Origin of the sequence: Prosthecobacter sp. (assembly GCF_034366625.1) — a bacterium.
GTDB lineage: Bacteria > Verrucomicrobiota > Verrucomicrobiia > Verrucomicrobiales > Verrucomicrobiaceae > Prosthecobacter.
The window spans coordinates 287,547-301,236 of record NZ_JAXMIH010000005.1 but is presented as its reverse complement, the minus strand read 5'-3'; the positions used below and the strand labels follow the sequence as shown (position 1 = coordinate 301,236).

The window sequence follows — 13,690 nt, the reverse complement described above, 5'->3', positions numbered from 1 at the left end:
CCACGATGCCCGCCCCGAACCTGCCTCATCTTCAGCTTCAAGATTCAGGTTCGCCTGAGCGCTATGTGCATCCCAAAGCGGGAGGCGGCAGGAAGCGAAAGCCCAAGGAACGCGATGCGGCTGCTCATGGACAAGCCCTGCTGGAACAGTTTTCCAAAGCACGCGATGAAGCTCCATCCTTTTTCCCACACGAGGAGTTAGCGGACCTGGGATTAATTATCGAGTTTGAGGCCGAGGTTGGATTTGAGCTGAAAGCCGAGAGCCTGGGAAATGAGAGATCAAAGCTTGAGTTGCTCAATGTGCGTGTGGTGGTGAATCCAGACACTGGTGTGGCGACAACCTGCGCCTCGGTATTCGTGCCCTATGGAAAGCTCGATCTCATTCAAAAAGTGCTCACTGATTACGCAACCAGAACGGTCGAGAGCGGACGGCCAAAGAACGAACAACTCGTAGCCAACATAGCTCAGATTCGTTTGGGTGCTCTCAAGGCACTTTGGACCGAGGACGAGCCCTTGCCTGAAGACGATCAGAGCCACTGGTGGGAAATGTGGGTAAGGCGACGTCACGGTGACTGGGAGGAACAGTTTCAGTTAGCTTGTCAAAGCACGAACATCTTGCTACCGGAAGATGCGCGTATTCGCCTGCCCGAGCATGTGGTTCGTCTTGCGTGTGGCACACGGCAGCAGGTGGAAAGCTCCCTCGCCTTGCTCAATACGCTCGCCGAAGTTCGACGCCCGAGACCTTGCTCGTTGCCACTGCGGGAAATGAGCGGCCAAGAGCAGCGCGAATGGCAGGATGAGTTGCTCGAGCGGATAGAGTGGCCGGATTCCCGGCACGGCTGACCATCCAGATCCAATGCAAGCACACGGCACTCGTATGGCTGGCCTTGCTGCATATGGGCCTCTTGTTTCATTGCTTGAATCGACCTTGGTTCACCGCCAGCAGCACAACCTTGAGTCGGTGAAGTTGCTCAAGAATTCAGGTTCGCATGATCCGGAACTTTATGGAGCAGTGACAGCGCAAGCGGTGGCCTATCCTGAAACTGAAAGCCAGCGCGCACGGGCATTTTGCATGGCCATCACAGCCGAACCGCCTCATTCGACCGGCGGACCTACATCTTGGTCTGCGGCGGTGGACGAACTCTGCGCAGGTGCTGCTGAAGGTGACTCCGAAGATGCTTCGGGAAAGCGATTGATGTTTCTGGCTGCGGGCAACTTTGATCAAGCACTGGAGGCACCGGAAGACTTTGTCTATCCTGATTCCCTGCACAACGCACCAGTCCAGGAGCCCGCCCAAGCATGGAACGCGATCTCTGTGGGTGCCATTACTCACTACGAGCACATCAATGAGAGCGACGACGAAGCTCGTACATCGCAACCCATTGCTGCGCCTGGAACGTTGAGCCCAACCAGCAGGACATCACGCGACTGGGAGCGAAAGTGGCCCTACAAGCCGGACATTGTCATGGAGGGCGGCAATCTCGCGCGCACTGCCACCAACGACATCATCGCACTCGATTCGCTGCGCCCACTGACGACCAATGAGAACTGGCGTCATCAGCCCTTCCGCACACTCGCCGATACCAGCGCTGCAACCGCGCTCGCTGCGCGGCTGGGTGCCATGCTCATCAACCAATATCCGAATCTCTGGCCCGAATCGATTCGCGGTTTGGTGGTTCACTCAGCTCGTTGGAATCCGAGAATGCTTGCGGGTCTCGACCCTCATGCGCGCATTCCAAAAGATCGCGTTCGGGAGTTGTTGCGTGTCTATGGCTGGGGCGAGCCCGACATCCCTCGCGCGCTCTTGAGCGCCAGAAACAAGACGACGATCATCACTCAGAACATACTCCAACCATTCCACCTCGCTGAAAAGTTTGATATCAATGGCAAGAAGACAAAATCCATTGCCACTCGTGACTGGCATGTGCATGAACTGCCATGGTGGCCGCGCGACTTGCTCCTGAATGCAGGCGAGACGCAGGTCTCCTTCCGGGTGACTCTGTCATATTTCATCGAGCCGAATCCTGGCTCGCGAGCTGTGCCCGGTGCTCATCCAACACAGAATCGATACCGTTATGCTTCGTGTGGTCTGCGATTCGAGGTCAAGCCCACTTATGAAGAGGACACTGTATTCCGCGCCAAGCTCAACGCGGCGATCCAACTCGATGATGAAGGAGAAGATGACGAGGATGAAATCAGCGATGCATCTGGGACTGATAATCGCTGGGCACTCGGCACGAGAGGCCGCCGTATCGGCGGATCCTTGCATCAGGATGTCTGGCGGGGCAGTGCTGCCGATCTTGCCACCATGGATCGTATCGCCGTCATTCCTGTCAAGGGGTGGTGGGCTACCCGCAAGTTTCCACCTGGACACGAACGACACGACTGTCACAACCGCCCGATCAGATATGCCCTAGTGATGAGCATCGAAACCGAAGCCGATGTGCCAATTTACAACTTCATAGAAACGTCTCTGTCAGCCGCCGTTGATAACCGGATCGACGTCGTGGTCAGTGGGACATAGAAGCGAGACAGCCAACTAGGCTGACTTTGAATGAATACGAGCAACGGTGAGGAGGCGAGGATTTGCTCATACGCATCAATCCTTCGACTGCATCACCTGCGCCTCGATGTTCAAACCGACGCGCTGGCTCCACGCTTTCTGCATCGCTTTGAACCACGGTCCGAGCTTGCCATCGCCGATGGGGATGTTGTTGATCTTCATGCAGGGCGCGAGGCAGTAGGGTGTGGTGGTGAGCCAGGCTTCATCGGCGTTGATCACGTCGTAGGGCTGGAAGTCTTTTTCGATGAACTCCATGCCGAGGCTCGGCGCGAGTTCCTTCACGGTTTGCAGGCTGATGCCCCACAGGATGTTGCGCGTGGTGGGCGTGATGATCGTGGTGCCTTTGATGATGACGAAGTTAGAGCCAGCGCACTCGGTGACGTTGCCGTCAAGATCGAGCAGCAGCGTAATCGCGTGCGGGTCCACGGCCTGCGACTGCTTGTCGGCGAGGAACCAGTGCAGGCGGCTGCGGTTCTTCATCTTTGGCTCGATGCACTGCGGCGGGATGTGGCGAATGGACGGCGTGACGACATGCGCGCCCTCAACAAACAAATGCCGCCACATGCTGAAGCGCAGCGGGAACGAGTGAATGCAGATCGTCGGCGACATCGACCCGGCAGCTCCTGCGCTGCCAGCGTAGAGCGCGTTCTCGCCAGGTGTGACGAAATGAACGATCCCGATGTCTTCGTCGGGCCTCAGCAGCTTGCAGTTGGCTTCGGCAAGCTCACGCGTCTTCGCGAGCATCTCGTCCTGCGACAACGGCACGGCGATGCCGGAATACTTCAGCGAACGATACAGTCGCGCGACATGATCCTCTGCGCGGAAAGGCTGATGTCGAAACGTTCGCGTCATCTCGGTGAGCGTCGCGCCGAGCACGATGCCGAGATCGTAGATGTTCAGCTTCGCCTGTGAGGCGGGCAAGAAGCCGTTGTTCAGATAGACGATGGGTTCGCTCATGAGACGTGAGAGCATTGTTTGATGCGATCGAGGATGTTCGATGTGATGCGTTGTGCGCGCGGGTCCACGCCTTTGGGCTCGGTGTAAACCTTGGGCCGCACATAGCCGGGTGGTGCGGACAAACCATCGCCCCACCAGCATGTGGCGGCGTTGAAGACGATGTTCTTCTTCGGACCTGGATAGATCGTCGCGGCGTAAACACCCTCGCCCTTCGGGCCTTTGTTGCCGTTGCGGGTCTTGCCGGTGGACACGACTTCGAGACCGGGAATGTCAGCGGGCAGGCCCATCCACTCCCAACCAACCAAGCCGGGAATGCCATCGCCTTTCTTCATGCCGGTGCCCGCGAAGATCCAATGATCCGGCATCGAGCAAACCCACGGGCCACCGCCGGTCACAGGCGGTGCATTGCGTGCGCCGATGAGGTCCGCTTCGCTCGGTGTTTGATACGGGAACTTGTCCGCGCCCGCCCAGTCGCCGCCGGGCAGACGCGGGCCAAAAGCGTCGATGCGGCTGAAGATGCGGTTTGCCGCGCCGCTTGATGAAGGCCGCAGATCGATGCGGCCCCAGCAGGTGTCGCCGGAGAAGAAGCAGGCATTCACACCCGCAGTGACGGCCGCCTTGAGCTGATCATACATCTCGATCGAATAGTATTCGTCGTGGCCGATGCTGAGAAAACCTTTCGCTCGTAGCAAGCCTTTCGCGTCGGCATGAGTGTCGAGATTCGAGATGTAGCTCACGTCGTAACCATGCTGTTCCATCCAGTAGGCGAACGGAAACTCCCACAGAAACCACGAGCCCGAGCCAGTGGACAGCGGCGCATCAAGGATCTGGCAATACTTGCCGTAGGGTCGGTCAAAGCTCACATCCACGCCGGGGCCGCAATACCACTTGTCCTTGCCGTCGTCGTATAGTGCGAACTGGTCCGGCCAGCGGTTGTAGGCCTGCCAGGTCGTGTCGGAGCATTGAAAAAGAAAGTCCGCGCGCCGGTCATCGCGCACGATGAAGATGACGTAGCTCTGCCAGCCGTCACGCTCTGCCGTGAGCTTGCCGACATAGACACCGCTCACCCAGTCGTGGGGGATCGTCAGCTCTGTGCATGGTTCCCACTGGCACTCGCGCAAACGATTCGGACCGACGGGCGGATCAGGCCGTGTCACGCCTTTGAACGAACCGAGACTCAAGACGTGCCTGCCACCATCGCCGCCGTAGTAGCCGGTGCGGTAGATTTCGATGGTGAACTGTGAAGGTGGATTCGTGCTGACGTGAAAGCTAATCTTCTCACCGGCTCGCACGCTCGTCCGCGAACAATAACCCTCAATCCACGGGCAGCGATACTTCGTCTTCGGATCAACGCCGGTCTTGCTCAGCATCCAATCGCGCGTGCCGGGCCGCGCATTCTCCTTTTGGATCACGTCGGATGTTCCCGATGCATTCGCAGCGAGACCGATCTGCGTTGAGAGAGCGAGTGATCCGGTCGTGGCGATGAACTGTCTGCGGTTCATCAGCGATGAGTTTGGTATGACTGGTTTCATGGCGGTGAGACTTTGTTACTTCGTGAGAGCAGTTGGCGCATCGCTGCCCCGACCAAGCTTGTTCGGCTTCGCCCAAAGAACTCGTGCGACAAACGTGGCTCCCTCGGCTCCTCGCTGCTTTGAATCCTTCATGAACATGCCTTCGGAGACGGTGACCCATGATTCGGTCTCGCTGATTGCGCAGGCACCAAAGTTCCCCATCTCCGCGCCGCGCTCGGGGACGATGATCTTCTCTGTGCTGCGCATCACTTGCAGTGTGTCAGGGTTGACCTGCGCCATGAACAGCGGCGCGCGATGGCGCACGATGTGGTCGTTGTTTGCGCCTCGCCGCGTGTAAACGAGGAACAACCCGTCGCTGTGCGCGAGCCAGTGCTGCTGCGTGTTGTAGCTGCCCAACTCCGTGCCGTCGTCGAAGAGCCACGGCTTCTGCTCGGCGAACTGCAAGCCGTTGTCGCTCACGCTCACGTAGCCTTTGATATCGTTGCGCAATGTCAGGAAATAGCGGCCCTGAAAGGCAATCAACGACGGCTCGCAAAGCCCGCGCACCACATTCAATCTCAGTACATTTCCATGTCGCACGTAGCTGAGCTTCGTGCCGTCGAAGCGACATTCGGCGACGGTCACACTGGCAGGATCTTTGGCATTGCGACCTATGTAGAGTGGCACCAGCAGCGTGCCGTCCGGGTGCACCAACCACTGCGCACAGGCATTGCGTGCGAAGTCGAATTGCTCCTCGGGTGGCAGCTCAAGCACCTGCCACTTTGTCCATTGATCGCTCTTCGGATCAAACACGGCATAGACCGTCTGATTGGCCCGCTTCACATCATCGAGTTGCTCTCCCTTCGGGCTGTAGCGAACCTGACAGCCGATGGCGATCACCTTTCCCGTCGGCGCGTGCCAGCCGGGCGTGACATCCGCCACGCTGATGGTCACGCCATCAGGTTGCGGCCGCCAATCCAGCTCCGGTGGCAAAATTGGCCCCTTCCATTCCGTCGACGGTGAAGCCCGCATCATCACATGCAGGCCCGAGTAGTAGTCCGAGATAATGAGATGCTTCTGAATCGTCATCACAACCGCAGGCTCAGACTCACCTGCCACAGGAAAGGCTGCGGCGCGCGGATGAAACCAGTGGAACTTGTCATCATCATGCTTCATCACCGTCTCCAGCCTCACGGTGAATTCCATCGGGGCCGGCGCATCCGAAGCATGGGCCAAATGTATCGAGGCAAGCAGCAGGAGAGTGAGTGTGTGATTCATGGTTGGATGTGTCGGTTCGCGAGAGAAGCCGGGCTTCGACTCACTTCGTGGTTCGCTGAACGAGCTCCGTGAGCCAAGTGGCGAGCAACTCGGGAAGGGTTGTCTTGTCACTCTGTGGTCGCGTGAGCATATGTAAATCCTGCGCAACGATCAGGCGGCGAGCGAAGTCTTCGTGGAGGCGCTCACTGGCGGTAAGTTTTGGTATCCCAGGCGGCGGTGGCGGCACCACCACAACGTCCCATTGCTGCGGACCAAAGCTCAGCGACCAATTCATGATCCAGGAGTAGTGCTTGTGGAAATCCTCCGGGTCTTCGGCTTTCGCGGAGGAAGGCACGGCGATGAGCACGAGGTCCATCGCCATTGCACGCACCTTCTTCGCGGCGACTTCGAGTTGAGCGAGTGATTGGCCTTCCGTTGGCCACGCGGTCACCGTGACTTTGGCGCCGGGATAAAGCCGCGTGAGCGCCGGACCGATGAGTTGGTCATACGGCGGCATGGCCAGGACTTTGATCGGCTTGCCTTCCTTGAGCAGCGCGAGCGTATGCCGCATCGCAGGCTCTGGTGGACCAACATCTTTCAGCGAGGCAGCCTTCCCTGAAATGGCCTGCGCGATGGCCGACGCAAACACCTTATGTCCATCCATGTTGGGATGAATCTCATCGCTGTGCAGCAGCGACCACTCCAGCTTGTCCTTTGCCCGCACCGCTTCGTAAATCGCATAGCAATCGACCACGCCGAGAGACTCCTGCTTGCCCACATCGCGGATCGCCTGCGTGAATTCAGCCAGCTTGCTGCTCGGTCGCGCCTCGGTGTCCACCACGGAGTTTTGCGTGCACAGCAAGACCTCCGCACCAGCTTGACGACAGCGCGCGATGATCTCCTTCAGGTTGCTCTGAAACTCTGCCAGCGGAGTCCGCACCATGTCGTTCATGCCGAACATCACAGTCACCAGATGCGGCTTGTGAGCGAGCACGTCGCGATCGAGCCGGGCCAAGGCTCCCTTCGTCGTATCACCACTGATACCCGCGTTGCGCATCGTCACCTGCGCCTGCGGATAAATCTTGTGCAACGCGATCTCGAGCATCTCGGGATAAGCTCGAAGACCTCCTGTGTGATAATACACACCCGTAATGCTGTCGCCGATGCAGACGATTCGGATCGGCTCTTTGCCTGCGGCGAGAAGTTGTTGAGTCTTGTCAGGAGTCGCCGAGATCAGCGTGGTGGTGACGGCCAGGGATGAGATCAGGAGATAGATGGGGCGCATGGTGCCGAGTAGGTTCATGAGTGAGTTTGTGCAGGCATCATTGACGGCAGGATTCAGCGCACGAACCAACGGATGGCGTGGCGGCTCTCACTGCGATTAAATTTTAGCGTGTAGGGATCGAGCAGCCAGCGGGCGACGTGGCCGTCCGAGCGCGGCATTAGCCAGCCGAAGTCCCACTCCTTGCTCTTGTAACGGAGCGGGATGGCGGGCCGCACACGCACCACGGGCTGCGATGCCGCCATGAACTGCTTCCGCTCGGTGTAGAAGTAGCAGGAGCCACATTGAACAAACACCTCATGCGGCATGGCGTGCGCGGCATCCGCAGTCATGTCTGCGCACAGCCCGCCGATGCCCACCTTCACCTCGCGGCCCTGCGCGAACTCCTCCGCCAGCGCATCCATGGAACCGGACAACGCCTTGCCGTCAGCATCACATGCATAGACTTCCTGCCAGTCGTCGCAGACCATGAATTTGTAGATCTCGAAGTCGTAAGCGAAGTTGCTGCTCGGCGCATTCGTGCCCGTATCCCAGGCATCGAATTGATGATACTTCGGCATGTCGCTGTGATCCTCGAGAGGCGCCGGCCCCATCGTCCCCGTGGCAGGCCCGCCATCCAGATACGGACGCGCGATGGCCTGGTCGGCATTCTGATTGTAGAGAAAAAAGGACATCGATGGGCGCGGGCCAAAGCCATTCGGCAGCTCGATCGGCTGCCGCAGATTGATGACTCCAGCGACCCAGCGATCCTCCAACAAATAGGTGATCCTGAAATCGGCGACTTCCTTGATGAGTTCCCGATTGGTGGACTTCGTGTCGATGTGCTCGCTGTGGCGGAACTCGGTGTAAATCCGCAGGTCCGCACCCCGGCGGATCGCCGCCGCGAGTGCGTCTGTGCCGCCCGAGACCACCTGCCGCTCGCGATCCAAAACCAACGCATTGCGCCAGTTGCTTTTCCCGCCCTCGATCTTCGTCCCGTTCGCCAGCGGTGACGAGGCTGGACTGTCTTTGCCCGTCGCTGCCAATGGCGACAATGCCGCCATGGCAACCGTGCCCGCGTGTTTCATCAAGCGTCTGCGTTCGCTGTTCATGGTGTTGATCCGGTTTACGGTGTGGATGGATGATGGCGCTCTTTTCCTACCGTGCTCGTGCGAGTTCGACCACTTCCGCTGCCGTCAGTGCTTTGGAATAGATGCGCACGTCTTTCATTTTGCCGTTGAAGAAATCCTGCGGCCCGGAACCGATTTGCAGCGGCGACTTGTTGGTCAGATCGAATTGCGCCGGCTCGAACTCCGACGATTGGGCCACCGGCCGGCCGTCGATATAGAGTTTCAGCCGGCTGCCGTCACGCACGGCGGCGATGTGCCGCCAGCCGGGGGCGAGTTCGCGGTCATCGGTGGCGTTCTTGCCGGCTTCAAAGGAGCGCACATGGCCTGAAGGCAGGGTTCCCGAATAAAGCCGGCCATTGAACACGGCCATTGACCACGCGCGGCGATAGACTGCGTCGGGCGTGAAATCCACGCGACCCATGGAGGTCCAGCGCTGCTCGCCATCGAAACGAAATATCTCCGCCATGGGCAGCGTGCCGACATACAGTTTGCCGTTGTAAACATTCGGGCCCATCACCTCCTGCGCGTCGCCGAGTTTGCCGATGCTGTCCCATTTTTCGCCGCCCGCATGACGATAGACAGTTCCGTTCGGCCATGTGCCCGCCAGCAGTTTGCCTTCGTAAATCGCCATGCCATAGACCTGCGTGGAATCGCCGAGGACTCCAGCGCGGCTCCAGGCAGTGCCGTCGAAACGATAAACCGCCCCTTCGTCATAGCCGGTGGCATACAGCGCGCCGTCGTAAACGCACAGCCCTTCGGGGCGCATGCCGCCGGGCGATCCGAGCGAGATCCATGTCGTGCCGCCGTCGTAGCGAAACAGCCCCGGCTGATAAAATCCCGTGACGTAGAGCTTGCCGCGAAAGACCGCCATGCCTTGGACGCCATCGAGGCCGAGGAGTTGGCCGAGATCGACCCAGCGGCCGTTCTCATAACGAAAAACTTTGCCTCCGATATGATGCGCGGTCGTCGGCGCGAGGCCGGAGTAGTGGAGCAGAACCCGCGAGACGCCGACGTAAAGCTGGCCGTTGTAGCTCGCCATGGAAGTGACGCCGTTGCTCTTCCACGGTGCGCCGAGATCCTCCCAGCCGCCTTTGCCATCGAAGCGGAAGACATGCCCAGGATCATCGTTCGTCCACCCTTCGACCGTCCCGGCATAAAGGCCGCCGTCATGCACCGCCATCGAGTGGATGAAAATGGCTTTTCCTGGACGCCCCTCGTCCTTCCATTTGGCATCCTGTTTGCCATCGTCGATGCCGAAGTGAACATTTCGGTAATTGGCCTGGCTGCCGGTCACACCCGCGTTGTGCCTGATGCTGAGGGTGAAACCCTTGCGTGTTGCGGGATCGTATTTGCCGATCAAATCGCCGAGCGTGTCGTCGATGTCCTTCTCGGTGTGGACCCACAGCGCGAGCGTGAAATCCTTGATTCCAAAATGGAGCGACTGACCGTCAGGCACCTCAATGCGGCTGGCACGACCATCGAACACGGCACCCTCGGTCGAATAAAGCACCGCTTGATCGCTGCCGTGATTACCGGCGCTGGATGAATCCCGTGCGTCTGCCGTCAGCCGCCAACGGCCGACCAGACCGTGCTTCCCGTTCTCCTGTGCGAGCAGTCCGACGCTTGCCCAAAGCAGCACCGCAAGCACCACAAGAAATGGCCGGGAACCTCTGAAAACTGCTTTTCGGAGTCGAGTTGAAGATGGCGGTTCAGCGTTCGGTGTGGCTGGATTCATGGCGGCTCATATATGCGGGTGTTTTCCTGTCGCTTATTCTTCCGTGTTCGATGGCTTCCCACGGGCGGTGCTCTTTGAAGGCAAACCGACGGGCAGCAGGCTGGCGAGACTCCCGCTCACCACGCCAGCCGCAAACGAGCCTGGCATGATCCACATGATGCTGATGGGAGGCAGCCCGAACGATGCGGAATAGGCGATGCACACCGCGGTGGCGACGCTGGCCAGTGCGGCCACAAGCGCGCCAAACGTCGTCGCCCATCGCACAAACATCGCCATGAAAAACAGCACGAACAACGGCGCGGTCAGCAGATTCACCGCGCGGAAGCAGACATCGAGGAGGTTCCCTTCAATCCGGCTCACCAAGAGACTGATGAGGATCACCGCAATGCCGATGCCAGCGGAAATCCAACGAGCGAGTTTCATGCGGCTGGCATCGGCCAGCGGCGATTTGCGGAAGCGCACGATGAAGTCCTCCGTGATCACCAAGGACGATGAATTCATGCCGGACGACAGGCTGGACATGGCGGCGGCGAGCACGGCGGCGATGATCACGCCCGTCATGCCAGCGGGCAGGCCCACCATGACGAAGCGCGGGAACAACCGGTCCGCTCCAGTGACGAGGCTTGCGGATTCGGTGAACAGCTCAGGATGCTTGGTGAAATAGCCCACCAATGAGAGACCGACCAATCCCAGCAAGATACCGACCAAGGCTTCCGAGACCAGCGTGGTGAAGAGCGACCGGCGGGCGGCGCTTGTGTCGCGTGTGGAGAGCCAGCGCTGAATCGCCATCTGGTCCGAGCCAAAGGTGCAGACATACCAGCCGAAGGCGGACATGATCATGCCGAGAAAGGTGATGCGTGTGGTGGCATCAAAGCCGAAGCGCGGCGCATCCCAGTGCGCGGCCCATTGATGCGGCCACCAGGCTGAAACACCGCCGAGATCAACCGTGACAAGCACGATCACCGCAGCCGCACCACCGAGCATGATCAGGGATTGCACCGCATCGGTGAGAACTACCGCACGCAAGCCGCCTTCCGCCGTGTAGATGAGCGTGATGACGCACATCACCACGCTGGCGAGCACGGTTGCCTGCGGACCCAGGCCCAGCATCGGTGCCAGAACTTTGTCGGAAGTCGCATACAGGATCGCCGCCATCCAGGCCAGGCGCATCGTCAGAAACATCGTCGCGCCCACCAGTCGCACGCTGATGCCGAAACGTTGCTCCAGCATCTCATACGCACTGCTGGCCCGTTGTCGCATGATGAACGGAATGAGTCCCCAGCCAACGACGATGCCGATCAGCGGAAATGCCGCATACTGCACGAGCTGCATTGGCCCGTGTTTGATCATCTCTCCAGGCACCGCGAGGTAGGACAGCGCGCTGGTCAGCGTGGCAAACAACGACAGCCCCACCGCAAACGGACTCATGCGCCGGCCACCCAGCATGTAGTCATCGGTCGTCTTGTTCCGCCGCGCATAATACTGCCCGATGGCCAGCATGCCGACGGCGTATGTGATGATGACGAGCCAGTCCAAGATTCTCATTCAGCCGGGCTCCTTCTGGTTGTTGGTCGAGTCATCACGGTGAGTTTTAAGTCGGTCATATCAATCCTGCACATACTTCATGTGCGCCTCCACCTTTTCGATTTGCACGGCTGAATTCACGGAGGGTGCGCGGGATGCGATGCGAACCTCCACTTCGTTTCTGCCGAGCTTCCAGGCCTCGCGCGGCACGAGGCTGTCGAGCCGCAGCAGGCGTTGCTGAGGATTGATTTTGTAGTCGCCTTTGCCGCCAGAGGTGGACTGGGGTTTCGGTGAGAATATCTGCGCGTCCTTCCATTCAGAATCGCGCGTGGTGATGGACAGTGGCGTGCCGTTGAATCGAATCTCGAACGCATCGGCCTCGTGGGCTTGGAAGAGGATGCAACGCAGCGTGAGGCTGGCCTTCACGTCACTCGCTGGTGGTGCATCGCTGATATGCAGCGTGAACTTCGCGGCCTCGCCAGCCACGTCGAGTTGCTTCGGCAAAGGCGCGGTGTCATTGCGGTTGAAGAAGCCGTCAGCCCACGGATAGCCGCCGCGTCGTTCGATGGCGAAAAACTTGTCTTTGCCTGCCATCGTCTTTGGGTCGCCCACTTGTTGGTAGGCCGCCTGATGCGACGGTGGGCCAACGTCTGAACCGACGATACGGCAGACTTCGGGAGTGCCAACGGACCAATTGAAGGTTGCCACGCTGTCGGCTCCGCGCTGAAAATGGTTCGCGAAAATGCCTCGCAGAAACTCGATGGAGCCGTAGCGATAGCCGTCGGTAGTGTGGTGATCGTCGAAGCAGGGCTGAAGCTGAACATCGTTGCCGACGACAGCGCGAAGGCCTTCCACATCCACGTCCATCGAGCGTGATCCGAGGGTGAGCACATCGACGAGATGCTGATCGGCCCAGGCATTCACGTCAAAGCCGTCCACATGACAGCCTTCGAGAGTCTGCGGCACTTTCGCGGCCAGCAGGAGCGGGCGTCCGCGTTGCTGTGCGACTTCCATCAACATCAGGCGGACCATGCGCATGAACTCCGTGACATGCCCGCGAAGTTCCCACTGATGACCGACCGAAAGGCAGGGTATGTGCCGCGAGAAGTCGATCTGAATGCCATCCAAGTCGTAGCGCATCGCCAGTTCGCGAAGGATCGCCAACTTGTGCTCGCGCAACCCAGGCGCGGCGAGATTCCACATGCCCTGCGGCCACCACGAGGCGGGCACTGCCCAATCGGGATGCGCTACTTTCAGTGGATGCGGCTGCTTCGACAATCCGCCTTCGGGCAGGCATTCGACCTCGCTGATGCGGTGGTTCCAGAAGACCTCCAGCTTGCGACGGCGCGTCTCATTCACGAGTTTCTCGACCCAGTCAATACCCTCGCTGAGCCATAGCTTCAGCAGCGGATGATCCACCGGAGGTTCGATCTTGCTCGGATACGAACACCCCAATGGACTGCCGCCGATGTCCCACCAGATGGCGTCGATCTGGCTGCCTGCTACATCCATCTGCGAAAAGACCACGTCGCGAAAGCGCTCGAACTTGGCCTCTGCATTCCGGTGAAGCTTCCAGTAACTCCACATGGGATCATTCGCATCGTATTGCACGACGATACGTCGTTTCCTTCGTTGCATCATTTCGCGATGGTTCGCTGGCAACTCCACAGCGTGCAGCAGCGTCGTGCCCAACACCGCACCAGCGCTCGTTTGGAGAAACTGCCGGCGATTCATGGCAGATGAAGGTGGGTTC

General features: G+C 59.3%; 10 protein-coding genes. 2 read left to right on the top strand and 8 right to left on the bottom strand.

Features of this window, described 5'->3' with window-relative positions; genetic code table 11:
- Positions 1–5: 5 nt before the first annotated feature.
- Positions 6–842 carry a hypothetical protein gene (locus U1A53_RS02220; protein ID WP_322278726.1) on the top strand — a complete coding sequence of 279 codons (837 nt, stop codon included), beginning with the start codon at positions 6–8 and terminating at the stop codon, positions 840–842.
- 13 nt (positions 843–855) lie between these two features.
- Positions 856–2,523 carry a S8 family peptidase gene (locus U1A53_RS02215; RefSeq protein WP_322278725.1) on the top strand — a complete coding sequence of 556 codons (1,668 nt, stop codon included), beginning with the start codon at positions 856–858 and terminating at the stop codon, positions 2,521–2,523.
- A gap of 75 nt (positions 2,524–2,598) precedes the next feature.
- Here the strand turns inward: U1A53_RS02215 and U1A53_RS02210 are convergent, their stop codons facing one another.
- The 8 genes from U1A53_RS02210 to U1A53_RS02175 form a co-directional block, all read right to left on the bottom strand.
- On the bottom strand, positions 2,599–3,519 hold the full coding sequence (locus U1A53_RS02210) for an aminotransferase class IV (RefSeq protein WP_322278724.1): 921 nt from the start codon (positions 3,517–3,519) through the stop codon (positions 2,599–2,601).
- Positions 3,516–5,051 (bottom strand): N,N-dimethylformamidase beta subunit family domain-containing protein, encoded by a 1,536-nt coding sequence (locus tag U1A53_RS02205; RefSeq protein WP_322278723.1) that lies wholly within the window; start codon positions 5,049–5,051, stop codon positions 3,516–3,518. Before U1A53_RS02205 ends, U1A53_RS02210 begins: the two co-directional genes overlap by 4 nt.
- 15 nt (positions 5,052–5,066) lie before the next feature.
- Entirely contained in the window at positions 5,067–6,308 is a 1,242-nt protein-coding gene (locus tag U1A53_RS02200; RefSeq protein WP_322278722.1) for a hypothetical protein, read from the bottom strand.
- A 40-nt stretch (positions 6,309–6,348) separates the two neighbouring features.
- Entirely contained in the window at positions 6,349–7,572 is a 1,224-nt protein-coding gene (locus tag U1A53_RS02195) for an SGNH/GDSL hydrolase family protein (protein ID WP_322278721.1), read from the bottom strand.
- A gap of 53 nt (positions 7,573–7,625) precedes the next feature.
- Entirely contained in the window at positions 7,626–8,660 is a 1,035-nt protein-coding gene (locus tag U1A53_RS02190) for a hypothetical protein (RefSeq protein ID WP_322278720.1), read from the bottom strand.
- A gap of 46 nt (positions 8,661–8,706) precedes the next feature.
- Positions 8,707–10,317, bottom strand: a complete 1,611-nt coding sequence (locus tag U1A53_RS02185; RefSeq protein ID WP_322278719.1) for a LamG domain-containing protein — start codon at positions 10,315–10,317, stop codon at positions 8,707–8,709.
- A gap of 129 nt (positions 10,318–10,446) precedes the next feature.
- Complete coding sequence (locus tag U1A53_RS02180) at positions 10,447–11,958, bottom strand: sodium/solute symporter (protein ID WP_322278718.1); 1,512 nt, start codon at positions 11,956–11,958, stop codon at positions 10,447–10,449.
- Positions 11,959–12,018: 60 nt separating this feature from the next.
- Positions 12,019–13,671: a family 10 glycosylhydrolase gene (locus U1A53_RS02175; RefSeq protein ID WP_322278717.1), complete on the bottom strand. Its 1,653-nt coding sequence runs from the start codon at positions 13,669–13,671 to the stop codon at positions 12,019–12,021.
- Positions 13,672–13,690 lie beyond the last annotated feature (19 nt).